This is a genomic window from Microbacterium sp. MEC084 (assembly GCF_004514465.2).
GTDB lineage: Bacteria > Actinomycetota > Actinomycetes > Actinomycetales > Microbacteriaceae > Microbacterium.
The window spans coordinates 36,118-61,051 of sequence record NZ_MYFP02000014.1; the positions used below are offsets into that span (position 1 = coordinate 36,118).

19 protein-coding genes, 1 tRNA gene and 1 other RNA gene are annotated in these 24,934 nt (G+C 73.2%); 5 read left to right on the top strand and 16 right to left on the bottom strand.

What is annotated here, in order from left to right:
- Positions 1-3: 3 nt before the first annotated feature.
- From B5M43_RS11515 to B5M43_RS11535, 5 genes are all read right to left on the bottom strand, one after another.
- Positions 4-636, bottom strand: a complete 633-nt coding sequence (locus B5M43_RS11515; protein WP_055993693.1) for a hypothetical protein — start codon at positions 634-636, stop codon at positions 4-6.
- Between the two features lie 79 nt (positions 637-715).
- Complete coding sequence (locus B5M43_RS11520) at positions 716-1,111, bottom strand: NUDIX domain-containing protein (RefSeq protein WP_055993690.1); 396 nt, start codon at positions 1,109-1,111, stop codon at positions 716-718.
- 2 nt (positions 1,112-1,113) lie between these two features.
- The gene (gene mqo, locus B5M43_RS11525; protein WP_230668000.1) at positions 1,114-2,520 is read right to left on the bottom strand and encodes a malate dehydrogenase (quinone); all 1,407 of its coding nucleotides are present in this window, start codon (positions 2,518-2,520) and stop codon (positions 1,114-1,116) included.
- 145 nt (positions 2,521-2,665) lie between these two features.
- The gene (locus B5M43_RS11530) at positions 2,666-3,742 is read right to left on the bottom strand and encodes an aspartate-semialdehyde dehydrogenase (RefSeq protein ID WP_055993684.1); all 1,077 of its coding nucleotides are present in this window, start codon (positions 3,740-3,742) and stop codon (positions 2,666-2,668) included.
- A gap of 380 nt (positions 3,743-4,122) precedes the next feature.
- The gene (locus B5M43_RS11535; RefSeq protein WP_055993678.1) at positions 4,123-5,430 is read right to left on the bottom strand and encodes an aspartate kinase; all 1,308 of its coding nucleotides are present in this window, start codon (positions 5,428-5,430) and stop codon (positions 4,123-4,125) included.
- Positions 5,431-5,642: 212 nt separating this feature from the next.
- Between B5M43_RS11535 and B5M43_RS11540 the strand changes: the two genes are divergently transcribed.
- Positions 5,643-6,086, top strand: a complete 444-nt coding sequence (locus B5M43_RS11540) for a hypothetical protein (RefSeq protein ID WP_205829517.1) — start codon at positions 5,643-5,645, stop codon at positions 6,084-6,086.
- A gap of 12 nt (positions 6,087-6,098) precedes the next feature.
- On the opposite strand, the gene B5M43_RS11545 is transcribed toward B5M43_RS11540, so the two are convergent.
- The 9 genes from B5M43_RS11545 to ffs form a co-directional block, all read right to left on the bottom strand.
- Positions 6,099-7,037, bottom strand: coding sequence for a DMT family transporter (locus B5M43_RS11545; protein ID WP_230667996.1), 939 nt, complete (start codon positions 7,035-7,037; stop codon positions 6,099-6,101).
- 80 nt (positions 7,038-7,117) lie between these two features.
- Positions 7,118-7,711, bottom strand: a complete 594-nt coding sequence (gene recR / locus B5M43_RS11550) for a recombination mediator RecR (protein WP_055993670.1) — start codon at positions 7,709-7,711, stop codon at positions 7,118-7,120.
- Positions 7,712-7,735: 24 nt separating this feature from the next.
- On the bottom strand, positions 7,736-10,222 hold the full coding sequence (locus B5M43_RS11555; RefSeq protein WP_134746261.1) for a DNA polymerase III subunit gamma and tau: 2,487 nt from the start codon (positions 10,220-10,222) through the stop codon (positions 7,736-7,738).
- A 58-nt stretch (positions 10,223-10,280) separates the two neighbouring features.
- Positions 10,281-11,114 (bottom strand): sulfurtransferase, encoded by an 834-nt coding sequence (locus B5M43_RS11560; RefSeq protein WP_134746260.1) that lies wholly within the window; start codon positions 11,112-11,114, stop codon positions 10,281-10,283.
- Positions 11,107-13,644, bottom strand: a complete 2,538-nt coding sequence (locus B5M43_RS11565) for a glycoside hydrolase family 65 protein (protein WP_134746259.1) — start codon at positions 13,642-13,644, stop codon at positions 11,107-11,109. The genes B5M43_RS11560 and B5M43_RS11565 overlap by 8 nt, the downstream gene beginning before the upstream one ends.
- A gap of 124 nt (positions 13,645-13,768) precedes the next feature.
- On the bottom strand, positions 13,769-14,515 hold the full coding sequence (locus B5M43_RS11570) for an HAD family phosphatase (RefSeq protein WP_134746258.1): 747 nt from the start codon (positions 14,513-14,515) through the stop codon (positions 13,769-13,771).
- Positions 14,516-14,555: 40 nt separating this feature from the next.
- On the bottom strand, positions 14,556-15,779 hold the full coding sequence (locus B5M43_RS11575; RefSeq protein WP_134746257.1) for an acetate/propionate family kinase: 1,224 nt from the start codon (positions 15,777-15,779) through the stop codon (positions 14,556-14,558).
- A gap of 112 nt (positions 15,780-15,891) precedes the next feature.
- Positions 15,892-18,000 carry a phosphate acetyltransferase gene (gene pta / locus B5M43_RS11580; RefSeq protein ID WP_134746256.1) on the bottom strand — a complete coding sequence of 703 codons (2,109 nt, stop codon included), beginning with the start codon at positions 17,998-18,000 and terminating at the stop codon, positions 15,892-15,894.
- Between the two features lie 422 nt (positions 18,001-18,422).
- Positions 18,423-18,519, bottom strand: an RNA gene (ffs, locus tag B5M43_RS11585) — signal recognition particle sRNA small type.
- A gap of 49 nt (positions 18,520-18,568) precedes the next feature.
- Between ffs and B5M43_RS11590 the strand changes: the two genes are divergently transcribed.
- Genes B5M43_RS11590 through B5M43_RS11600 form a run of 3 tightly spaced genes read left to right on the top strand, consistent with a single transcriptional unit; the run spans position 18,569 to position 23,181 of the window.
- Positions 18,569-19,528, top strand: coding sequence for a MoxR family ATPase (locus B5M43_RS11590; RefSeq protein WP_055993876.1), 960 nt, complete (start codon positions 18,569-18,571; stop codon positions 19,526-19,528).
- Between the two features lie 4 nt (positions 19,529-19,532).
- Complete coding sequence (locus B5M43_RS11595; RefSeq protein ID WP_134746255.1) at positions 19,533-20,909, top strand: DUF58 domain-containing protein; 1,377 nt, start codon at positions 19,533-19,535, stop codon at positions 20,907-20,909.
- The gene (locus tag B5M43_RS11600; protein WP_134746254.1) at positions 20,896-23,181 is read left to right on the top strand and encodes a DUF3488 and transglutaminase-like domain-containing protein; all 2,286 of its coding nucleotides are present in this window, start codon (positions 20,896-20,898) and stop codon (positions 23,179-23,181) included. The genes B5M43_RS11595 and B5M43_RS11600 overlap by 14 nt, the downstream gene beginning before the upstream one ends.
- A 186-nt stretch (positions 23,182-23,367) precedes the next feature.
- On the opposite strand, the gene B5M43_RS11605 is transcribed toward B5M43_RS11600, so the two are convergent.
- A tRNA-Ser gene (locus B5M43_RS11605) sits at positions 23,368-23,456 on the bottom strand.
- Positions 23,457-23,588: 132 nt separating this feature from the next.
- Here B5M43_RS11605 and B5M43_RS11610 point away from each other — a divergent pair.
- Entirely contained in the window at positions 23,589-23,987 is a 399-nt protein-coding gene (locus B5M43_RS11610; protein WP_134746253.1) for a DUF1622 domain-containing protein, read from the top strand.
- Between the two features lie 14 nt (positions 23,988-24,001).
- On the opposite strand, the gene B5M43_RS11615 is transcribed toward B5M43_RS11610, so the two are convergent.
- Positions 24,002-24,934 (bottom strand): HNH endonuclease signature motif containing protein (locus B5M43_RS11615; protein ID WP_230667998.1); only part of this gene is annotated, 933 nt, incomplete at its 5' end.

Here is a 24,934-nt window from a genome sequence, read left to right on the forward strand (position 1 = left end):
GCCTCAGCCGAGCCCGAGCAGCGGGGCGACGAGGCTCCAGGCGCCGTACAGCGCCAGCGAGCCGCCGCCCACCGCGGCCGTCACGATGCCCGTGCGGCGCAGGCTCCGCGATCCGGGTGCCCGGCGCAGCCGCCCGCGGCGCACGATGGGCTCGACCGCCGTGACCGCCTGGGTGGCGGCCGCCGTGCTGCGCAGCTCGATCGGCGCGAGGGGCGAGCCCGTCCACTTCTCGACGCCCCACGCGGCGGCCTTGACGGCGTGCACGCGCAGCGCGCTGCCGGGCTTCGCGGGGGCGCTCAGGTGCCGCGCGGTCTTGGACACGTGCTCCGCGTCACGCAGCCCGGCCTCGGCGACCGACACGGCGAGCGCGTGCAGTCGCCTGCGGGCGCCCTTGCGGAGCATGGGGTCGCTCGCGCGCGCGTCGATCCGGTGCATGGTCGCCCGCACGTCATCGAGCACGGCGTGGGCGTCGGCCACGTACCGCGCGGCCTGGCGGTTGTCGCCCAGCGCGAGGAAGCCGGCCTCCTCGCCGATGCGGTCCACCGCCTGGTCGAATGCGAACACCACGTGACGCGGGTCGGACGCGAGCGGGTCGAGCGGGCCGGTGCGCGGCAGGCGGGGATCGGGCGCGGTCATCCGGATCTCCTCCCGTCGTGTGGCTCGCCCTCCAGGATACGAGGATGCACCGACAGCGGACCCGGGGAATCCGCCGGGATCAGGCGAGCTGGACGAGCAGCGGGAACACCAGGTCGAGGTTGAGCGGCGCCTGCGCGTCGTCCGGGTCGGCCGGATCGGCCCAGCGCAGGTCGTCGATCTCGGCCTGCGCCACCGGATCCACGGGCTCCCGCGTCACGAACACGGTCGCCCGCAGCGCGTGGCCCGCCTCGTTCGCGGCGTGCGAGTCGAACTCGCCGAGCGGCCGCAGCGCATCCGGCCCGATCTCGATGCCGAGCTCCTCGCGCACCTCGCGCACGGCGGTGTCGATCGCGCGCTCCCCCGCCTCGGGCTTGCCGCCGGGCAGCATGTACCGCTGCGTGCCGCGCTTGCGCACGGTGAGCACACGGCCGTCGTCGCGCAGGAACGCGATCGCCGAGACCGTGATCGACGGCACGATCAGGCCGTGATGCCGAGCGCCTGCGCGGTCGCCTGCGTGTTGGCGGCGGCCTTCGCGGGGTCGTCGTTGAGGAAGTCACCGTAGCTCGGGATGAGCTCGCGCAGCTTCGGCTCCCACTCGCCGAGGCGATCCGGGAAGCACGACTTGATCAGGTTGAGCATGATCGTCGCCGCGGTCGAGGCGCCCGGCGAGGCGCCCAGCAGGCCCGCGATGGACCCGTCGGCGGCGGCGACCACCTCGGTGCCGAACTGGAGCTTGCCGCCCTTCATGACCTGGGCGCGCTGGCCGGCCTGGATGAGCTCCCAGTCCTCGTCCTTCGCGGTGGGCATGAACTCGCGCAGGCTCTCGAGCTTCTTCGCGCGGCTCTTGAGCAGCTCGCTGACCAGGTACTTCACGAGGTCGAGGTTCGTCGCGCCGACCTTGAGCATCGAGCCCAGGTTGTGGGCGCGGACCTGCGTGACGATGTCGAGCAGCGACCCGTCCTTGAGGAACTTGGGGCTGAACGTCGCGAACGGGCCGAACATGAGCGATCCCTCGCCGTCGACCATGCGCGCGTCAAGGTGCGGCACCGACATGGGCGGCGCGCCCACGGCGGCCTGCGAGTACACCTTGGCCCGGTGCTGCGCCACGACCGCCGGATTGGACGTCTTGAGGAACTGGCCGCCGATCGGGAACACGCCGTAGCCGCGGATCTCGCGGATGCCCGCGCCCTGCAGCAGCTTGATGGCCCAGCCGCCGGCGCCGACGAACACGAAGCGCGCGCGCAGCTCGCCCGGGGTCTTGCCGACCTTGTGGCGGTACTTCACGAGCCACGTGCCGTCCTTCTGGCGGCGGAGCTTGCGCACCTCGTGGTTGAGGCGCAGGTCGAGACCGTTCTCGGTGAGGTGGTCGAACAGCTGGCGGGTGAGCGCGCCGAAGTCGACGTCGGTGCCGGACGGCGCGCGCGTGGCCGCAAACGGCTCGTCCTTCTTGAGGCGCTTCTGCATGAGCAGCGGCGCCCACTGGTTGATGACGCGCGAGTCCTCGGAGTACTCGATGCCCGCGAACAGCGGCTGGTCCTTCAGGACCTCGTAGCGGCGGCGCAGGTACGCGACGTCCTTCTCACCGCGCACGAACGTCATGTGCGGGGTGGCGTTGATGAAGGTCTTCGGCTCGTCGAGCACGCCCTTGGCGATCAGCGACGCCCACAGCTGGCGGCTCTGCTGGAACTGCTCATTGATCTGGATCGCCTTGGAGGGGTCCTCGGCGTTCGGCATGTAGTTCAGCTCGCACAGCGCGGCGTGACCGGTTCCGGCGTTGTTCCACGCGTTGGAGCTCTCCTGCGCGACCTCGCCCTGTCGCTCGAACGCGACGATGTTCCAGTCGGGCTGAAGTTCTTTGAGGAGGGTGCCCAGGGTGGCGCTCATGATTCCGCCACCGATGAGCACGACGTCGACGGTTTCGCTCACCGGACCAGTCTAGGCGGCGCGAAGAGGGCGCCCTGACCACTCAGGGCCGCAAGAACCGGGGTTCTTGCGGCCCTGTGAACGGGGTCGCCGGGGCGTCCGAGACTCAGACGGCGGCGCGGGCCTGCAGGTCGGCCGCGACGAGCTCGGCGATCTGCACGGCGTTGAGCGCGGCGCCCTTGCGGAGGTTGTCGTTCGAGACGAACAGCGCCAGGCCCTTGCCGTCCGGCGCCGACAGGTCGGGCCGGATGCGGCCGACGTAGCTCGGGTCCTTGCCGGCGGCCTCGAGCGGGGTCGGGACCTCCTCGAGCGCGACGCCGGGGGCGTCGGCGAGCAGCTCGCGGGCGCGCTCGGGCGTGATCTCGCGCGCGAACTCGGCGTTGATGCTGAGCGAGTGGCCCGTGAAGACGGGGACGCGGACGCACGTGCCCGAGACGCGGAGCTCGGGGAGCTCGAGGATCTTGCGGCTCTCGTTGCGGAGCTTCTTCTCCTCGTCGGTCTCGTTGAGGCCGTCCTCGACGAGGTTGCCGGCGAACGGCACGACGTCGAACGCGATGGGCGCGACGTACTTCTCCGGGGCCGGGAACTCGACGGCCGAGCCGTCGTGCACGAGACCGAGGACGTCGTCCTGCGCGAGCACGGCCTTGGCCTGGCCGTACAGCTCGTTGGCGCCGGCGAGGCCCGAGCCGGACACGGCCTGGTAGGTGCTGACGACGAGACGCTCGAGGCCGGCCTCGGCATCGAGCACCTTCAGCACGGGCATGGCGGCCATGGTGGTGCAGTTCGGGTTCGCGATGATGCCCTTCTGGGCCTCGGCGATCGCATGAGGGTTGACCTCGCTGACGACGAGCGGCACCTCGGGGTCCATGCGCCACGCGCTGGAGTTGTCGATCACGACCGCGCCGGCCTCGGCGAAGCGGGGCGCGTGCGCGCGGCTGCCGGTGGCGCCGGCGGAGAAGAGGGCGATGTCGATGCCGGACGGGTCGGCGGTCGCGACGTCCTCGACCACGACGTCGACGCCCTGGAACTCGATGGTCGTGCCGGCCGAGCGCTCGGTGGCGAACAGGCGCAGCTCGCGGATCGGGAAGCCCCGCTCGACGAGGATCTCGCGCATGACGGTGCCGACCTGTCCGGTGGCGCCGACGACGGCGAGGGAGATTCCTGATTCTGCGATGCGGGTCATGACGGATCCTTGATGATGCGGGTGGGGTTGGTCGATTCTACCGGCGCTCGGCTGCGCCCCCGCCCGCTGTGACGCCTCCCGCCTCGGGAGCGGCAGGATCCGCACGTCGGATGTCCGGATGCCGCCGCCCAGCGGCATCCACCCCCGTTGAGCGGAGGCGCGCCAGCGCCGGGGTCGAAACGCGAGGAAGCGTTCCCAGCCGCCGGGCAGATGCGGCTGGCAGCAAGCCCTGGCCATCGACCGTCGTGCGAGCGAAGCGAGCGTGCCGCGGATGCGGCCAAACGCAGCGCGAAGCGCTGCCGAACGGAGCGAAGCGACGTTCTCGCTCGCGAAGGGCCCCCGAAGGGGCGCCCGCACGCGTGCGACCGCTTCTGAAAGAACTACCGCCCGGTGCCGGCGTAGACCGTTGCCTCGATCTCGCTGTCGAGGCCGTAGGCCGAGTGGACGACGCGGGCGGCCTCGTGCACGTCGTCGTTGCGGACGACGACCGAGATGCGGATCTCGCTGGTCGAGATCATCTCGATGTTGATGCCGGCCTTGCTGAGCGCCTCGAACAACGTCAGCGAGACGCCCGAGTGCGTGCGCATGCCGGCGCCCACGACGGACAGCTTGCCGATCTGGTCGTCGTGCACGACGTTCTCGTAACCGAGCGTCTCCTTCTCGGCCGTGAGCACCTTGAGCACCTCGGCGGCCGAGGGCTTCGGCAGCGTGAACGAGATGTCGGTGCGGCCGGGCGACGCGCTCTGCACGTTCTGCACGATCATGTCGATGTTCGCGCCCGTCTTGGCGACGAGGGCGAAGATCGCGGCGGCCGATCCGGGGACGTCCGGCACGCCGACGACCGTGATCTTGGCCTGGCTCTGGTCGATCGCGACGCCCGCGACGACGGGCTCCTCCATGCCGGTGACGTCGGTCACGTCGGTCTCCTTCTTCGCGTGGCGGGGGTGGGCCATGCCCTCCCCCAGGACGTAGGTTCCCTCGTTCGCCGTGAACGTGGAGCGCGCGTGGATGAGCACGCCGTGGCGGCGCGCGTACTCGACGGCGCGGATGTAGAGCACCTTGGCGCCGTTGGCGGCGAGCTCGAGCATCTCCTCGGCCGAGACGTGGTCGAGCTTGCGCGCGAGCGGCACGACGCGCGGGTCGGCGGTGAAGATGCCGTCGACGTCGCTGTAGATCTCGCAGACGTCGGCCTCGAGCGCCGCCGCGAGGGCGACGGCCGTGGTGTCCGAGCCGCCGCGGCCGAGCGTGGTGATGTCCTTGGTGTCCCGGTTGAAGCCCTGGAAGCCGGCCACGATGACGATCGCGCCCTCGTCGAGCGCCTCGCGCACGCGGACCGGGGTGACGTCGACGATGCGCGCCGAGCCGTGGTCCGCGGTCGTGATCATGCCGGCCTGGCTGCCCGTGAACGAGCGGGCCTCGTAGCCCATCGAGTGGATCGCCATGGCGAGCAGCGCCATCGAGATGCGCTCGCCGCTCGAGAGCAGCATGTCGAGTTCGCGCGGCGCCGGGAGGGGCGCGACCTGCGAGGCGAGGTCGAGCAGCTCGTCGGTGGTGTCGCCCATGGCGCTGACGGCCACGACCACGTCGTTGCCGGCCCGGCGGGTGTCGACGATGCGCTTCGCGACGCGCTTGATGCTCTCGGCGTCGGCGACCGACGAGCCGCCGAACTTCTGCACGATCAGTGCCACTGCTGCTCGCTCCAGAGGGGTGGGGACCGGACGCCGCGGGTTCGGCGCCCTGCTGACATCTTAGGAGCGCGCCCGAGTGCTCCCCGACGATGTGACATCCCGCCCTTCCGCTCGCTCACGGCGCGTGCGTCCTGCGCGCGCGGGCCCTTATGGATTGCGCAGTTCGGGCATATCCTGCGACCACACGCCGCTCTCGCGCGAAGGGGACGACGATGACGACGAGCTCTGCGGCACAGGCCCCGCTCGGGGTCAGGGTCGCGCACACGCTGGCGGTCGGGTTCGGCTGGGCCGGCGGCATCCTGCTGGCGGGCGGTCTGCTGACCGGCGGGCTGCTCGGCGACCTCGGCGCGGTGGGCGGGCTGCTCGTGCTGGCGATCGTCCTGCTCGTGGCCGCGGCGGTGCTCCGGATGGCGGTGCGCACTACCGCGCGTCGCGCCCGCTCCCGCGCTCTCGCCGGCATGGATCCGACGGTCGCGACCACGGCCGTGGTGGCCGCCACGGCCGTGAACATCGGATGGTGGGACGCCTTCGTCGGCGGGACGGGCTTCTTCGGCGACGGCTCCGGCTCCGGCGGGTGGGACGGCGGCGGCTCGTCCGGCGGCGGCTGGGGCGGAGACGGCGGCGGGTTCGGCGGAGACGGCGGCGGCGGGTTCTGACCGGCCCCGGCCTCAGCGCACGGCGGCCGCGGGCACCTCGACCGCGGGGGCGACCGCGCTCGGCTTCTGGCCGCGCGTGAAGACGCCGGCCGCGAGCAGGCAGCCCGCGAGGACGATGGGGAACCCGACGATCAGGCCGAGCGTGAGCGGCTCGCCGCGCACGAGCATCCCGAGCACAATCGCCACCACGGGGTGCAGGTACGTCATGAGCGGTGCCTTGACCGGACCGACCTCGGCGATCAGCGCGAAGAATGCGATGAACGCGACCGCGGTGCACAGCACGGTCAGGAGCGCCATGCCGGCGAGGCTGCGCGTCGTGGGCGGCTCGGTCGTGGTCACGATGCCGATCGGCAGGTAGACGATGCCCACGGCGGCCATCGACAGCGTGATCACCCCGAGCGACGGCACGTCGGGCAGGTGACGGGCGACGATGAACGGTGCGATCGCGTAGCAGACCGCGACCAGCAGCACCTCGCCGATCGCGAGCAGGCTGATCTCGCCGTCGAGCGCGCCGCTGCCGAGCGCGACCACGGCGACGCCCGCGAAGCCGAGCGCCAGGCCGATGGCGCGCGAGGGACGCAGGGCGCCGCGGTCGCCGCGCGCCACGGCGATCGCCGTCGCGAACAGCGGCACCGTCGCGACGAACAGGCCGGTGAGGCCCGAGGCGAGGGTCTGCTCGGCGTGCGCCAGGAGCACGAACGGGCCGGCCATCTCGACCGCGCCGAAGGCGAGCACCCACGGCCAGTGCTTGAGCGCCGGCTTCAGCGCCCCCTGCTTCAGAGCGAACGGCAGCAGCAGGAGCGCAGCGCCGAACGTGCGGATGCCGACCACCGCCGCGGGAGAGAACGTCTCCACCGCCTCGGCGATGAAGAGGTACGGCATGCCCCACACGAGCGCGAGCAGCGCGAACAGGGCCCACCCCTTCGGGGTGAAGTGAGTCGACGATGGCACGGGACGATCCTGGCACGCACCACCGACATCCGGATCGGACGGCGGACCACCTGTCCGTCAACGGATGAAGGTTGGCAGGGTCAGATGGCCCGGCGGCCCTCGAAGGCCCGGCCGAGCGTGACCTCGTCGGCGTACTCCAGGTCGCCGCCCACGGGGAGGCCGGACGCGAGGCGCGACACCGTGATCTGCAGCGTCGTGAGCAGCCGGCTGAGGTAGGTCGCGGTCGCCTCGCCCTCGAGGTTGGGGTTCGTGGCGAGGATGACCTCCTGCACCGTGCCGTCGGCCAGGCGCGACATCAGCTGCTGGATGCGCAGATCGTCGGGGCCCACGCCCGCGATGGGGCTGATCGCTCCGCCGAGCACGTGGTACAGCCCGCGGAACTCGCGCGTGCGCTCGATCGCCGCGACGTCCTTGGCGTCCTCGACCACGCAGATGAGGGCGGGGTTGCGGCGCGGGTCGCGGCAGATCGCGCACGTCTCCTGCTCGGAGACGTTGCCGCAGATCTCGCAGAACTTCACGCGCTCGCGCACCTCGCGCAGCAGCTCGGACAGGCGGGAGACGTCGAACGTGGGGGTCTGCAGGATGTGGAACGCGATGCGCTGGGCCGACTTCGGGCCGATGCCGGGCAGGCGGCCGAGCTCGTCGATCAGCTCCTGGACGATGCCGTCGTACATGTGGGGGCTCTCTTACTGGGGCCGCTACTGGAAGCGGGTCGGCGGCTCGTACGGCTCCTCGTGCAGGAACCGCGCCTCGAGGATCTGACGCACGACGGCCTCGCCGTAGCGCTGCACCCCGTCGGTCTGGATGACGCGGCGCTGCACGACGACGCTCGGGGTCTGGATGACCGGCGGCGCGGGGGCGGCGGCCTCCGGCTCGTCATCGGTCTCGGGCTCGTCGTCCGCGTCCACCGGGACCTCGGTCGGGATGACGTCGCCGTCCCGCTCGAGCGTCGCCACGCGCGCGGCGACCGGCACGGCCGCCTCCTCGGGATCGTCGTCCACCGCGAGCGCCACCGGGGCCTCGCTGTTCGGGATGGGCGCGACCGCCCACTCCGTCACGGGCGCAGCGGCGTACGAGGCCGGCGCGGGCGCGGTGCGCACGGGCTCCGGCTCGCGCGCGGGGCTGACCCGCTCGGGCCGGGCCGCGGCCGGGCGCACCGGCTCCGGGCGCACCGGCTCGGGACGCGGAGCGGGCTGCCGCGCGGCGGGCGGGCCGTAGGGGTCCTCACCCGCGTAGGGGTCGCCTGGCTCGTCCGGGTACGGGTAGTCCGGCTCGGGTGGGAGGTCGTCGTACGGCGCGGGCGCCGGCTCGGCAGGGCGTGCGGCCCGGGCCGGGTCGGGGTCGGGCGCCGGCTCGGCGGCGGGGCGGGCGCCGCCGCCGCTCTGCTCGCGAGCGCCCTGCTCGCGCGCGGCGGCGTCGAGGTGCGCGAGGTACTTCACGCGCACGCCGAGCACGCCGAGGATCGCGGTGCGGAGGTCCTCGCTCACGCCGCCCTGGGGCGTCCGGGTCTTGAACTTGCCCAGGTCGCCCTCGTTCGGGAAGCCGAGCACGAGCACGTCGTCGGGGCGGACGTCCACGACGCGCGCGCCGCTCACGACGAGCCAGCTGGTGCGACTGATGCCCTGGAGGCGCTCGAGCACCTGCTCCCACGCGGCCGTGATGCCCTCGAGCGTGAGCGGGCCGGACGGGACGGGGGGCTGCGGCTCGGGGGCCGGCGCGGCCGCGGCCGGCGCGGCGGACGCCGGCGCCGTGGCGGGGGCGCTGCCCGGCGCGACGGTGGCCCAGCCCGCGGCGGGCACGTCGTCGGCCGGGGCCGCGGGAGCCGGGCGCTCTGCAGGGGCGGGCTGGTCTGGGCTCGCTGCGCTCGCTCGACCCGTTTCATCTCCGCTCGCTGCGCTCCCTCCGCTCAACGACCGGGGCTCGGCCGGAGCAGGAGCCGCGGGCGCGGGAGCGGCGGGCGCAGGGGCGGCAGCGACAGCCGCCGGCGCGGCGGGCGCCGGAGCGGCGGGCGCGGCAGCGGCAGCCGCCAGAGCAGCGGCGGCAGGAACCGGGGCCGCGCCGGGCGTCGCCGCGGCCGCGGGAGCGAGGGCGCCGGCGAGCACGCGCGCGATCATGAGCTCGAGCTGCAGGCGGGGCGAGGTCGCACCCGACATGGCGTCGAGCGCGGCGCTCACGATGTCGGCGGTGCGCGACAGGCGCTCGGCGCCGAGGCGCTGCGCCTGACCGGTCATCCGCTCGAGCTCGTCGGCGGGGATGCCGCGCAGCACGGCGGAGGCGCCGGCGCCGGTCGCGGCGATCACGATCAGGTCGCGCAGGCGCTCGAGCAGGTCGTCCACGAAGCGGCGCGGATCCTGCCCCGTCTGCACGACGCGGTCCACGGCGCCGAACGCGGCCGCGGCGTCGCCCGCGGCGAACGCGTCCACCACGCCGTCGAGCAGCTCGCCGTGCGTGTAGCCGAGCAGCGCGACGGCGCGCTCGTAGCCGACCTGGCCGCCCTCGGAGCCCGCGATCAGCTGGTCCAGGATGGAGAGCGTGTCGCGGGGCGATCCGCCGCCCGCGCGCACCACGAGGGGCAGCACGCCGGTGTCGACCTTCACGCCCTCCTGGTCGCACAGCGACTGGACGTAGTCGAGCATCGCCGCCGGGGGCACCAGGCGGAACGGGTAGTGGTGCGTGCGCGACCGGATGGTGCCGATGACCTTGTCGGGCTCGGTCGTCGCGAAGATGAACTTGACGTGCGCCGGGGGCTCCTCGACGAGCTTCAGCAGCGCGTTGAAGCCCTGCGGCGTCACCATGTGCGCCTCGTCGAGGATGAAGATCTTGAACCGGTCGCGGGCCGGGGCGAACACGGCGCGCTCGCGCAGGTCGCGCGCGTCGTCGACGCCGTTGTGGCTCGCGGCGTCGATCTCGACGACGTCGAGCGATCCGCCGCCCGCGCGGGACAGCTCGACGCAGCTGTCGCACGTGCCGCACGGGGTGTCGGTCGGGCCCTCGGCGCAGTTGAGGCAGCGCGCCAGGATGCGCGCCGACGTGGTCTTGCCGCAGCCGCGGGGACCCGAGAACAGGTAGGCGTGCCCGATCCGGTCGCTGCGCAGTGCGGTCATCAGCGGCTCGGTGACCTGCGACTGCCCGATCATCTCCCCGAAGGTCTCGGGCCGGTAGCGGCGATACAGGGCGGTGGTCACGCGAACAGCCTACGGGAGGGGTGGGACATCCGAGCCGGGGCCTCCCCAGGGTGGGAGGCTACGGCTGGTCGCCCGTGGCGACGGGACGGTCCTGGTTCGACCACTGGCTCCACGACCCCGGGTACAGGGCGCCGGGCACGCCCGCCGCGGCGAGCGCGAGCAGGGTGTGCGCGGCCGTGACGCCCGAGCCGCAGTACACGCCGATCGGCGCGGACAGGTCGACGCCGAGCTCCTGGAAGCGGGCCCGGATGGAGCCCGGCTCGAGGAACCCGCCCGACGCGTCGATGTTGCCCGTGGTGGGCGCCGACACGGCGCCGGGGATGTGCCCGGCGCGGGGATCGATCGGCTCCGCCTCGCCGCGGTAGCGCTCCGGCGCGCGGGCGTCGAGCAGCGTGCCGACGCGCGGGAACGCCGCGGCCTGGTCGGCCGTCAGCACCGGCAGCGCACCGTACGCCAGCTCGATGTCGCCGGGCTCGGCGCGCACCTCCCCCGCCTCGAGCGGATGCCCCGCCGTGGTCCAGGCCGACAGGGCGCCGTCGAGCACGCGCACGTCGGAGACGCCCGCGTGCCGCAGCAGCCACCACGCGCGCGCGGCGGCCATCCCGGAGCTGTCGTCGTAGACCACCACGGGCCGGCCGGTGCGGACGCCCCAGGCCCGCGCGGACTCCTGCAGCCGCTCGACGGGCGGCAGCGGGTGGCGTCCCTCGGTCGCGGGCTGCGACGGATCCGCCAGCTCGTGGTGCAGGTCGACGAACACCGCGCCCGGGATGTGCCCGGCCAGGTACGCGGGGCGGCCCGCATCCGGATCCGCGAGGGTCCAGCGCACGTCCAGCAGCGTGACCTCGCCGAGCCGCTCGGCGAGCTCCGCGGCGGAGATCAGGACGTCACTCACCGCGCGATCCGACGGTCTCGCCGACGATCGGGATCGCCGACGTGGTGACCGGCACGGACGCCGTGATCGGCACGGTCGGCTCCATCGCGGTGCCGTCCTCGCGGCGCATCTCGCTGAACGGCTTGAGCGTCGGGCGGCCCGGCAGCACGGGGCCCTGGTCGGCCAGCGGCACGACGGCCGGCTGGTCCACCGACGCGACGTACGCGTGTCCGCGCACCGTGAACCGCACCGGATCGCCCGAGCGCACCGTGACGGTCATCTCCTCGCGGCGCAGCACGACGTCGGCGACGGCGCCCTGCCACTGCAGCGTGTAGGCCAGCTCGGGCCACTCCTCGGGCAGGCGCGGGTCGAACGACAGCTCGCCCAGGTGGTCGCGCATGCCGCCGAAGCCGCTGACGAGCGCGGTCCACACTCCGCCCGCCGACGCGACGTGCACGCCGTCGGCCGCGTTGTGATGCAGGTCGCCGAGGTCGACGAAGATCGCCTCCTCGAAGTACTCGTGCGCGAGGTCCTGGTACCCGACCTCGGCCGCGAGGATCGACTGCACGACCGCCGACAGGGTCGAGTCGCCCGTGGTCAGCGGGTCGTAGTAGTCGAAGTCGGCGCGCTTCTCCTCGGGCGAGAAGTGGTTGCCCTGCAGGAACAGCGCGAGCACGACGTCCGCCTGCTTGAGCACCTGGAAGCGGTAGATCACGAGCGGGTGGAAGTGCAGCAGCAGCGGCCGCTGCTCGGCCGGCGTGTGCTCCAGGTCCCAGACCTCGCGCTCGAGGAACAGCGAGTCCTGCGGGTGGATGCCGAAGTTCTCGCTGTAGGGGATGTGCATGGCGTCGGCCGCGCGCTCCCACGCCTCGGGCTCGCTGGCGTCCAGCGCGACGCGGTCGGACAGCAGGCGGAACGCGCCCGGGTTGGTCTCGGCCATCTCGCGCACCACGCGCGCGGCGGCGCGCAGGTTGAACCGCGCCATCACGTTCGTGAAGAGGTTGTCGTTGACGACGGTCGTGTACTCGTCCGGGCCGGTCACGCCGTGGATGTGGAACGACTCGACGCCCTCGTGCGAGCGCCAGAACCCGAGCGTGGCCCACAGGCGCGCGGTCTCGACGAGCACGTCGGCGCCCTCGCGCTCCATGAAGTCGTGGTCGCCCGTGGCGCGCACGTATTTGACGAGCGCATACGCGACGTCCGCGTTGATGTGGTACTGCGCCGTGCCGGCGGCGTAGTAGGCGGACGCCTCCTCGCCGTTGATCGTGCGCCACGGGAACAGCGCCCCGGCCTCGTTCAGCTGCGCGGCGCGGCGGCGCGCGGCGGGCAGCATCATGGTGCGCATCCGCATGGCGTTCCGCGCCCAGAGCGGGTTCGTGTACGCCAGGAACGGCAGCACGTAGATCTCGGTGTCCCAGAAGTAGTGGCCCGAGTAGCCCGAGCCCGTGACGCCCTTGGCGGGGACGCCGAAGCCGTCCGCGCGGGCCGCGGCCTGCGCGAGCTGGAACAGGCACCACCGGGTCGCCTGCTGCAGGCTGTCCTGCGCGGCGATCCGGACATCCGACGTGGACCAGAACGCGTCCATCCAGGCGCGCTGGCGACGGTAGACGTCCTCGGCGCCCGACACGGCGATCCGGTCGAGCGTGCGGCGGCAGCGCTCGACGAGCTCGCGCGGGGGCACGCCGCGCGACGTGTGGTAGCTGACGACCTTGGTGATCGTGATCGGCACGCCCGCCTTGGCGCGCACGCGGAACACGTGCTTGGCGATGTCGGGCTCGACCAGGTGCCGCATGTCGTACTCGTTGGCGGTGTCGATCGAGTGGTCGGCCGCGACCGCGATCGTCATGCCCGACTCGGTGACGCGGTACGACAGCGCCGAGCGCAGCTCGTCCGTCCAGTACTCCTGCGGCTGCAGCACCCGCTCGCCGATCTTCTCGCTCTTGCGCGGGTCGAACGTCGCGCCGCGGCCGGCGGCTTTCGCGGCCCGCATCGACGGCGTGCCGCCGTAGACGTTCTCGCCGTCCTGGCGGTTGACGATCTGCGAGCTGATGGTCACGGGGGCGTCCGTGTCGAGCACCGTGACGGTCATCCGCATGACGGCGACGTGGCGCTCCTCGAACGAGACGACGCGGTCGTCCTCGATCAGCACGTCCTTGCCCGACGGCGTGCGCCACAGCAGCCGTCGGCGGTACACGCCCTCGCGCATGTCGAGCACGCGCTCGTACTCGCGCATCTCGGCGATGTCGAGCGACAGCGGCTCGTCGTCGACGTACACGCGCATGACCTTGGCGTCGGGCGCGTTGATGATGGTCTGGCCGACCTCGGCGAAGCCGTAGGCCTGCTCGGCGTGACGGATGGGCCAGGTCTCGTGGAAGCCGTTGATGAAGGTGCCGTGCTCGTGCGCGTGGCGGCCCTCGGGGTGGTTTCCGCGCAGGCCGAGGTAGCCGTTGCCGACCGAGAAGATGGTCTCGGTCACGCCCGCGTCGTCGCCCGAGTAGCGCGTCTCGATCAGGCGCCAGGGGTCGACGGGAAAGCGGTCGCGGTCGATCATTCGGGCTCCGTGTGGGGTCGGGATGTGAGGAAAGCGGGAAACGGGGACGGAACAGGATCGCACGGGATCGCCGGGAACCGCCACAGAGTCGGGCGGTATTCCGCGGCGCAGCGCTTCTCGGGTGTCAGCGGGAGGTCGCGTCGTGCGCGTCGGCGAACTCGGCGAGGTCGGCGACGATCACGTGCGCGCCGGCGTTCTCGAGCGCGTGCGCGCCCGCCCCGCGGTCGACGCCGACGACCAGCCCGAACCCGCCGGCGACGGCGGACTGCACGCCCGAGATGGCGTCCTCGACCGCGGCGGTGCGCGCCGGGTCGACGCCGGCCATCTCCGCGGCACGGAGGAAGACGTCGGGCGCGGGCTTGGACGGAAGGTGCTCGCGCTCGGCGACGACGCCGTCCATCACGACCGGGAAGCGGTCGCGGATGCCCGCGGCCGCGAGCACGTCCTCGGCGTTCTTCGAGCTGGACACGACGGCGGACGGGACGCCGGCCGCGTCGAGGATGTCGAGCAGGCGCATGGTGCCGGGGTACGGCTGTATGCCCTCCTCGCGCAGCACGCGCGAGAACACGATGTTCTTGCGGTTGCCGATGCCGCACACGGTGTCGGCCTCCGGCGGGTCGGAGGGGTCGCCCCACGGCACCTCGACATCGCGGCTGCGCAGGATGGACGCGACGCCGTCGTACCGCTTCTTGCCGTCGAGATGGTCGAAGTAGTCGGTGTCGGTGTACGGCGGCGTGATGTCCCAGTCCGCGAACAGCTGCTCGAACATCGCGCGCCAGGCGTGCATGTGCACCTCGGCGGTCGGCGTGATGACGCCGTCGAGGTCGAACAGCACGGCGTCGTAGGCGGTCAGGTCGGGCAGGCTGCTCACGCCGCCCAGCGTAGTCCCACGCACCGGGCCGACGGCAGGGTCAGACGGCCGCCAGGGTCTGGCGCGCGATCTCGAGCTCCTCGTCCGTGGCGACCACCAGCACGGTCACGGCGGAGTCGTCGGTCGAGATGACGCGCGGGCCGCGCTCGCGCGCCTGGTTGCGCTCGGGGTCGATCTCCAGCCCCAGGAAGCCCAGCGTCTCGAGGGCCGCGGCCCGGATGGCCGCGTCGTTCTCCCCGACGCCGGCGGTGAACGAGATCACGTCGACCCCGCCGAGCTGCGCGATGTAGGCGCCCGCGTACGCCCGGAGACGGTGGATGTACACGTCGAACGCGAGCTGCGCGGCCTCGTCGCCCTCGGCGCGGCGGGCGGCGAGATCCCGCATGTCGGTCACGCCGGCGAGCCCCAGGATGCCGCTGCGCTTGTTGAGGAGGCGGTCCAGGTCGTCGGTCGACATCGACGCGCGCCGCGCCAGGTGCAGCAGCACGGCCGGGTCGAGGTCGCCCGAGCGGGTGCCCATCACGAGCCCCTCGAGAGGGGTCAGGCCCATGGAGGTCTCGACCGACCGGCCGCCATCGACCGCCGTGACGGAGGCGCCGTTGCCGAGGTGGAAGACGATCTGCTTCAGGCTCGCGAGGTCGCGTCCGAGGAACTCGGCGGCCTTGGCGCTGACGTACTGGTGGCTGGTGCCGTGGAAGCCGTACCGGCGGATCCGGTGCTTCGCGGCGACCTCGCGGTCGATCGCGTAGGTGTAGGCCGCGGGCGGCAGCGTCTGGTGGAACGCGGTGTCGAACACCGCGACGTGCGGGATGCCGGCGAACGCCGCGCGCGCGGCGCGGATGCCCTGCAGCGCGCCCGGGTTGTGCAGCGGCGCGAGCACGGAGAGGTCGTCGATGTTGATCTCGACCAGGTCGGTGATCAGGGTCGCCTCGAAGAACCGCGCGCCGCCATGCACCACGCGGTGCCCGACCGCGACTGGCGGGTGCTCGTCGAGCGACGGGCCGTGCTGCGCGAACGCGTCGAGCATCGCCGCGAAGCCCGCCGTGTGATCCGGGATGGGTCGCTCGATCCGGTGCGTCGCGTCGAGCACCGCGGGGGCGGGCTCCCCCGGCTCGGCGTGGAAGCGCACCGTGTGCGTCGCGACGCCGGTGGCCTCGCCGATCCGCTCCACGAGCCCGGAGGCGAGCACCTGCTCCCGCGCCATGTCGAGCAGCTGGTACTTGAACGACGACGACCCGCTGTTGACGACCAGCACGATGCTCATGCGCGGCTCCTCCCGCCACGGTGGGCTCGATGGGTTTCGACTCGCTTCGCTCGCTCAACCACCACTCTGTGGTCGTTGAGCGGAGTGAGCGCCAGCGAACGGAGTCGAAACGTCACGAAGCGCTCCCCTGCGCCTGGATCGCGGTGATCGCGACCGTGTTGACGATGTCCTGCACGAGCGCGCCGCGCGACAGGTCGTTGATCGGCTTGTTGAGGCCCTGCAGCACGGGCCCGATCGCGACGGCGCCCGCCGAGCGCTGCACGGCCTTGTACGTGTTGTTTCCGGTGTTGAGGTCGGGGAACACGAACACCGTGGCCCGCCCGGCGACCGCGGACTGCGGCAGCTTGGCCTTCGCGACCGCCGCGTCGGCGGCGGCGTCGTACTGGATGGGGCCCTCGATCGGCAGCTCGGGCGCGCGCTCGCGGGCCAGCTGGGTCGCGAGGCGCACCTTGTCGACGTCCGCGCCCGATCCGGACTCGCCGGTCGAGTAAGACAGCATCGCGATGCGCGGCTCGATCCCGAACTGCGCGGCCGTGGCGGCCGACGAGATCGCGATGTCGGCGAGCTGCTCGGACGTCGGGTCGGGGATCACGGCGCAGTCGCCGTAGACCAGCACGCGGTCGGCGAGCGCCATCAGGAACACGCTCGAGACGACCGACACCCCCGGCTTCGTCTTGATGATCTCGAACGCCGGGCGGATGGTGTGCGCGGTCGTGTGCGCGGCGCCCGACACCATGCCGTCGGCGAGGCCCAGGTGCACCATCATGGTGCCGAAGTACGACACGTCCGTGACGGTGTCGGCGGCCTTCTCGTACGTGACGCCCTTGTGCGCGCGCAGCCGCGCGTACTCGGTGGCGAAGCGCTCGACGAGTTCCGGGTCGAACGGGCTGACCAGGTGCGCGTCGCCCAGGTCGAGGCCCAGCTCGGTCGCGCGGACGGCGATCGCGCCGGGGTCGCCGAGGATGGTCAGCTCGGCCACCTCGCGCTTGAGCAGCGACGCGGCCGCGCGCAGCACGCGGTCGTCGCCGCCCTCCGGCAGCACGATGTGGCGGCGGTCGGCGCGGGCGCGCTCGAGCAGGCCGTACTCGAACATCAGGGGCGTCACGACGGTCGCACGGGCGACGCCCAGCACGCGCGTGAGCTCGGCGATGTCGACGTGCTTCTCGAACAGCGCGAGGGCCGTGTCGTAGCGCCGGCCGGATCCGGTCGCGCGCCCGCGCGTCGACATCACGCGCACCGCGGTGTCGTACGTGCCGAGGTCGGTGGTCACGATCGGCAGGGTGGATCCGAGGCCGTCGATCAGGCGCAGCACGTCGTCCGGGATCGGGAACGGCCCGTTCAGGATGATGCCCGCCAGCGACGGGAACGTGCCCGACTGGTTCGCGAGCAGCGCCGCGACCAGCACCTCGGTGCGGTCGGCGGGGATGACGACGACCGCGCTCTCGGCGAGGCGCGGCAGCACGTTGACCATCGACATGCCGGCGATCACGACGCCCAGCGCCTCGCGCGTGAGCAGCTGGTCGTCCCCCTTCAGCAGGGTGCCGTCGACCGCGCGCAGGATGTCCGCCATGGAGGGCGCCACGAGCAGGCGGTCCTCGGGCAGGGCCCAGACCGGCCCGGCGCCCACGGCCTGCGCCACCTGGGCGACGATCTCGTCGAGGTGCTCGGGGTCGGCGCGGTTGACCACCGTGGCGGCGAGCTCGGCGCGACCGCGCCGCAGCTCGGGGATCGCCAGGCGCGCGATCTGCGCCATCTCCTCGGGCGTGCGCGGAGTCGTGGTGCCGAGCTGCTCGGCCTGCCCCTGGTGCGCGCGGCCGCCCAGCACGAGCAGGACCGGCGTGCCGAGGTTTGCGGCGACGCGGGCGTTGTAGGCGAGCTCGGCGGGGCTGCCGACGTCGGTGTAGTCGGTGCCGACGACCACGACCGCGTCGCACTGCGCCTCGACGGCCTTGAACCGCCCGACGATCGTGGCGAGCGCGGCATCCGGATCGGCGCGCACGTCGTCGTACGTGACGCCCACGCACTCGTCGTAGTCGAGGTCGACGCCGTCGTGACCGAGCAGCATCTCGAGGACGTAGTCGCGCTCGGCGGTCGACCGCGCGATGGGCCGGAACACCCCCACCCTCGGCGTCGCCCGGCTGAGCGCGTCGAGCACGCCCAGCGCCACGGTGGACTTGCCGGAGTGCCCCTCCGCGGAGGTGATGTAGATGCTCCTCGCCACGCGCCCAGCCTATGCGCGCCCTTCGCTCCGAGGACGGCTGGATGACGTTTCGTCTCCGCTCGCTGGCGCTCGCTCCGCTCAACGACCGGCGCTGTTCCGGCCGGCTCATCCCTCACAGGGCCAGCTCCCCCGTGCTGGTTGAGCGACCGAGCGCCAGCTCCCCCTGTGCTGGTTGAGCGACCGAGCGCCAGCGAGGGAGTCGAAACCCCCAAACCGCCACCGGCCCCACCCCCGAGCACCGAGCACCGAGCACCGAGCAGCGAGCACCGACCATCCACTTCGACAGTCGTGCGAGCGAAGCGAGCGTGCCGCGGATGCGGCCAAACGCAGCGCGAAGCGCTGCCGCCCGGAGCGGAGCGACGGGCTCTCTCGTGGAGGGCCCCGCGAAGCGGGCGCCCGAACACGTGAGACCGCTTCTAAAAAGAAAAGACTCTCCGCGTACCCGACAGAGCCCGGTTACCCTTGCTACGTTTCCGTCCTGGGGGAGTTGGCCTGGATGTCGCCACGCGGAGAGCTGGCCCCAGTCTAACTGAATCCCCGAACCGAGGAGTCGCCGGTGACCGAGCCCATGTCCCCCGAGCGGTTCCAGCACGCGACGGACGGGATCATCCGATCCGTGTCCTCGGTGATCGACGGGAAGCCGCAGGCGGTGCGCAGCGCGCTCGTGGCGCTGCTGGCCGAGGGGCACCTGCTGATCGAGGACGTGCCGGGCGTCGGCAAGACCGTGCTGGCGCGGGCGCTGGCGGCGTCGATCCAGGCGCGGGTGCGGCGCATCCAGTTCACTCCCGATCTGCTCCCGAGCGACGTGACGGGCGTGTCGGTGTTCAACCCGGCGTCGCGGGAGTTCTCGTTCACGCCGGGCGCGGTGTTCGCGAACATCGTGATCGCGGACGAGATCAACCGCTCCTCCCCCAAGACGCAGTCGGCGCTGCTGGAGGCGATGGAGGAGCGTCAGGTCACGGTCGACGGCACGTCGCACCGACTGCCGGATCCGTTCCTCGTGGTCGCGACCCAGAATCCGCTCGAGATGGAGGGCACCTATCCCCTGCCCGAGGCGCAGCGCGACCGGTTCATCCTGCGCATCTCGATGGGCTACCCCGACGCGGCGGCCGAGGCGCTCATGCTGCGCCAGCGCGACACCGAGAACCCGCTCGCGGCGGTGCGGCCGGTGGTCACGGTCGAGGAGGTCAGCGAGCTGATCCGCTTCGCGCGCGCGGTGCACGTCGCGCCCGTGATGGAGGAGTACGCCGTGGCGCTCGCGCAGGCGACGCGCGTGCACCCCGACCTGCGCCTGGGTGCGAGCCCGCGTGCCACGCTGCAGCTGGTGCGGGCCGCGAAGGTGTGGGCCGCGCTCGACGGGCGCGATTTCGTGATCCCCGACGACGTCACGGCGCTGCTCGAGCCGGTGCTCGCGCATCGCCTCATCCCCACGCGGAGCGCCGCCGGCGTACACCGCGCGAGCGACCCGGTGCCGCAGATCCTGGAGCGGATCGCGGGATCGGTGCGCGTGCCTCTGGCCGTGCGGTGACGCGATGTCCGGCCGGTCGTCCTCGCGCGCGCGGGGCGGCGCCGCGCCCCGCGCGGGCGCACCCGCACCGGGCGTCCGCGCGCTGAGCCGCGCGCCGCTGACCGCCCGCGGGCTGGCCGCCGTGCTCCTGGGCGTCGGGCTGCTGGTCGCGGCCAACACGCTGGGGCGGATCGAGCTGGTGGTGTTCGGCCTGACGCTGCTGCTGCTTACGACCGCGGCGTTCGTGACGCTGCGCCTCGCGGGCCGGGTGACGGATGTGGAGCGCACGCTGTCGACGGACGTCGCGAGCGTCGGCGGCATCTCGCAGGTGCGCGCGATGCTCGTGCTGTCGGCGCGGCCCGTGCCGGGCGGGCGCTGGCACGACGCGCTGCCGCCGGCCCTGCGCGCGGTCGTGACGGAGGACGAGCCGAACGGCCCGATCGGCGATCTGCCGCCCGGCGGGCGCGGCGTTCTGCCGGTGTCCTATGCCGTGATGGGCATGAAGCGGGGCCGGCACGCGATCGGCCCGCTCGAGACCGCGGCGATCGACCCGTTCGGGCTCGCCCGGCGACGTGCGAGCGCGGGCGGACGGACGCCCGTGACGATCGTGCCCGCGGTGGTGCCGCTGCGCGCGCTGCCCGGCGCACCGGGCGCGACCGGCGGCGCGCAGGCGACCACCGACCGGCACGGGCAGGGGGCCGACAACCTCATCCCGCGGCCGTACGCCCCTGGCGACTCGATGCGGCGCATCCACTGGCGCGCGTCGGCGCACCACGGCTCGTTCATGGTGCGCGAGGAGGAGCGCGAGACGACCCCGCGCGCGATCGTGGTGTTCGACCGGGGCGCGCGCCGATGGAGCCCGGATGCTGCGCGCGGCGACGACGAGGGATTCGAGGCGGCCGTGACGCTCGTGGTGTCGGCGACGTGGAGCCTGGTGCGCGACGGGTATGCCGTCGAGGTGATGGACAGCGACGGCGCGCCCATCTCGCTCGTCGAGACGCAGGACGACCGGCGCGAGCTGCTCGTCACGTTCGCCTCGGTGGGCCCGCGCGGCGAGGACACGCTCGACCGCCTGCCGACCGGCATCGGCAACTGGGCGTCGGCGCCCGTGATCCTCGTGACGGGCCGCCTCACGGGCGAGGACGTCGCCGGGCTCGCGCCGGTCGCGACGCAGGCCTCGCGCGCGGTGCTGCTGAGCGTCGACCCGCGGGGCGACGCTCTCGAGCGGGCGGCCCGGCAGGGCTGGCACGCCGCGCGGCTCGGGACCGACATCGAGGCGGGATGGCTCGCGGCCACGCGGCCCGACGACGACACACCCGCGTTCGGGTCCCGCGCGTTCGCGGCGGACGCGTTCGACCTCCGCCCGGACTCCGGATCGGGGGGCGGCCATGGCCGTCGCTGAGGCCCCGCACCGCACCGCTCCCCCGCCCGCCGGGCACGGCCCGTGGACGCACCCGGCCGATCCGGCGCCGCCGGCGCGGGGGCTGCGCGGCGACCTGTCGATGACGCTCGGCGCGGGCGTCGGCACGATCGCGGCCATGCTTCCCATCGGGCGGCTGCTCGTGCCCACCTGGCTGGCGGGCGCGGTCCTGCTGATCGCGGTGGTGCTGCTCACGGGCTGGCTGCTGCGGCGTGCCGGCGTGCCGCGGATGCTGGCCGCGATCGCGGAGCTGCTGGCCTGGGTGCTCGGGGCGACGTTCGCCCTGGGCCACGACGATGCGATGCTGGGGGTGATCCCGACGGTCGACCTGGTGCGCGACCTGCCGCGCCTGTTCGCCGACGTCAGCGTCGAGATCGTCGAGGGCGTCGCGCCCATGGCGCCGAGCCGGGCGCTCAGCTGGGTGCTGATCGCGGCGGGCGGCCTGCTCGCATTCTTCGTGGGGCACATCGTGCGCGCCACGCGCCTGCCGCTGCTGGCGGCGATCGTGCTGATCACGGTGTTCGTGATCCCGCAGTTGGCCGTGCCGGGCGATCCCGACCTGGTCGCGGCGGTCATCCTGACGGCGGCGATCCTGTGGCTCGCCCGCGCCGAGCTGCGCGCGCGGCGGCCCGGCATGGAGGCGGGCCCGGTGGCCTCGATGTGGGCGGCCGTGCTGGGCGTCGGCTCGCTCGTCGCGGCCGTGATCGTCGCACCGTCCGTGCCGCTGGGCACCCCCATCGGCGGCGGCGTGGGCCGCACCGCGACGATCTCGGCATCGCTCGACCTGGGCGACGACCTGCGCCGCCCCGCGGACGTCGAGGTGCTGCGGCTGAGCACCGACGCCACCGGCGGCGCTCCCTATCTGCGGGTGGCGACGCTGACGGCGTTCAACGGCCGGACGTGGCAGCCGGACGGCGCGGGCCGCAACGAGCTGTCGTTCGGCCCGGTGGACTCGACTGCGGAGGCGGTCGAGGCCACAACGACGATCGAGATCACGCGCCTGACGAGCGAGTACCTGCCCGTGCCGTATCCGGCGGTGGAGGTCAGGGGCGCGGTGGGGGCGTGGTCGGCGAACCCGTTCAACCGCACGGTCCGCAGCGACTCGACGACGTCGCTCGGGCAGTCGTACGTCGTGCGCACGCAGGTGCCGCAGCCGACCCGCGAGCAGGCGCAGGCGGCCGTGCCCGCGACGGGCGGCGGCGCGTTCTGGCACGCGCTGGACGACGGGATGGCGCAGGAGTCGCTCCTGCTGCCGGATGGCGCCGCCGAGCTGGTCGCGCCGATCGCGCGCGAGGTGACCGCCGGCTCGGGCAGCGCCTACGACGCGCTGGTCGCGATGCAGGCCTGGTTCCGGGGCGGCGAGTTCCGGTACTCGCTCGAGGCGCCGGTCGAGGAGGGCTTCGACGGCTCAGGGATGGACGCGATCCAGGGGTTCCTGGACGTCCGCAGCGGCTACTGTGTGCACTTCGCGTCGACGTTCGCGGTGATGGCGCGCTCGCTCGGCATCCCGGCGCGGGTCGTGGTGGGCTTCCTGCCGGGCGTCGCGACGGACCAGCAGATGGACGGCCAGACCGTGTACTCCGTGCTGGGCTCGCAGCTGCACGCGTGGCCGGAGGCGTACCTGGACGGCATCGGATGGGTGCCGTTCGAGCCGACCGCGACGCTCGGCACTCCGACGCTGCTGCGCTCGGAGGCGGCGCCGAGCGCGGGCCCGTCGGCGGCCCCGACCGATCCGTCGGCGCCGACGCCCACGCCGTCGGTGTCGCGCGACGTGGACCGCGGCGACATCGAGGGCGGGGGAACGCAGGCGACGGGCTTCGACGTGTGGGCGCTGGTGCGCGGTCTCGGCGTCGCGCTGGGGCTGCTCGTGCTGCTGGCCGTGCCGGCCGTGGTGCGGGCCGTGCGGTGGAGCGTGCGCCTCGCGGCCGCGCGCCGCGGTGACGCTGTGGCGGCCTGGCGCGAGCTGCAGGATGTCGCGATCGACGCGGGCATCGCGGTCGACGAGAGCGACTCGCCGCGCGCGTTCGCGGACCTGCTGTCAACCAAGCACGGGGTGCCGGCCTCGGCGCTGGCGCCGCTGGTGGCCGGCATCGAGCGCGCGAGCTTCGCGCGGGACGTCGCCCCGCCGGCGCCGGGCCTGGCCCGCGCCCTCTCGCAGACGCGCGCCGCGCTCCTGCCCGCCGGCCGCGAGCGGCTGCGGGCCTCGCTCATGCCGCGCTCGCTGCTCGTGCGCCCCCGCGTCCAGGGCCACTGACGCTCCGCTGTCGTCGAGCGGAGCGAGCGCCACCCCGCCCCGGTCGTTGAGCGGAGCGAGCGCCACCCCGCCCCCGGTCGTTGAGCGGAGCGAGCGCCAGCGAGCGGAGTCGAAACGCGCCCAAGCCTCCCCGCGGCTCCCGGAAACGAAGAAGCCCCGCACCGAGTTCGGTGCGGGGCTTCGGAGCGGAAGCGACAGGATTTGAACCTGCGAGACGAGTTACCCCGCCTACATGGATTCCAGCCATGCTCCTTCGGCCGCTCGGACACGCTTCCAAAGGGCGACTTTATCACGCGGCCCTGGGCCCGAAGCCGACGGTCCCCTTACTCCACGACCCGCCCCTCGGTCGAGGCCCGCGCGAGGGCGCCGCGTCGCTCCTACGCTGGGCGCGACGAGGAGGCGACACCATGGACTTCCAGGAGATCATCGAGACCGTCGGCAAGGCGGTGGATGCCGCGGGCGTGGTCGCGATCGTGCTCGGCGCGCTGGCCGCGACGGCGTCCGCGACGCGGCGCCTGTTCCGTCGCGAGCCGGATGTCTACGACCGGTACCGACAGTTCCTCGGCCGCTCCATCCTGCTGGGTCTGGAGCTGCTCGTGGCCGCGGACATCATCCGCACGGTCGCGCTCGAGCCGACGCTCGACAACATCGCCGTGCTCGCGATCATCGTCGTGATCCGGACGTTCCTCAGCTGGTCCCTCGAGCTCGAGATCTCGGGCCGCTGGCCCTGGCAGAAGCGCACCGCGGAGCTCGACGACCCTGCGACCGCCGCCGACGAGCGCGCCGAGCGCCGCCCCGCCGACTGACGGCCCGCCCTGCGTCAGGCGGCGCGCGGTGGCGGATCCCAGAGCCACCGCAGCGGTGATCTGGAATGGAGGGGAACCGGTTCCTCGCCGGGCGGGTGCAGGACGAACGGCCCGCCCCGCTCTCGGGTGATCCGGTGTCCGTGGTGGTGCAGGTTCATGTGATGGAACCGGCAGAGCAGGATTCCCCGGTCGATGTCGGTGCGCCCCTTGTGGGCGGACCATTCGTCGATGTGGTGGGCTTCGCAGTAGGAGGCGGGCATGCCGCAGCCGTGCCACATGCATCCGCCGTCGCGGACGGCGAGGGCGATGCGCTGTTTCGGGGTGAACAGCCGCTGTTCCCGGCCGACGTCGAGCGGGTTCCCGCACGCGTCGACGGTCACGGGGGTGTACCCGGTGTTGCAGATGGCCTGCTCGATCGCGGGGGCGGGCAGGGGGTGCCCGCCGTCCTCGGTGTGTCCGCTGGAGACGCGACCGTCCTCGACCACCGTCACGAGCCGCACCCCGGGCTGGCGCGTCCCGAACACGGTCTCGGCGTCGGCGACCGCGCCGGCGCGGATGATGTCGAGGAAGAGGTCGTACTGGAGCTGTTCGTTCGAGCGCGGGTCGTCCGCCAGTGCCTGCGCCTTCGCGGCCTCTTCGGAGTCCACGAACCGCGGCCCGCCGCGGCGGGGCCGCATCGCCGCGTCCCTCACCGCCGTGACCAACGCGGCGCCGTCGTCGTCGAAGTCGATGTGCGCGTGCAGACCGCCGTCGGCGTCCCGCCACATCCGCAGGCTCCGCTTCTCATGCCGCGCCAGGTACCGGGCCTCCGCCCCCTCTACGTCGAGCTGATCCCGCACCGCCCGCGCCGCCGAGCCCAGGTCCTCCACGGTGTACTCGCCCGCCACGCCGGCGAGCTGCTCGCACGCGACCCGCCACGCCTCCTCCGCACCCTCCGGTGGCCGCCC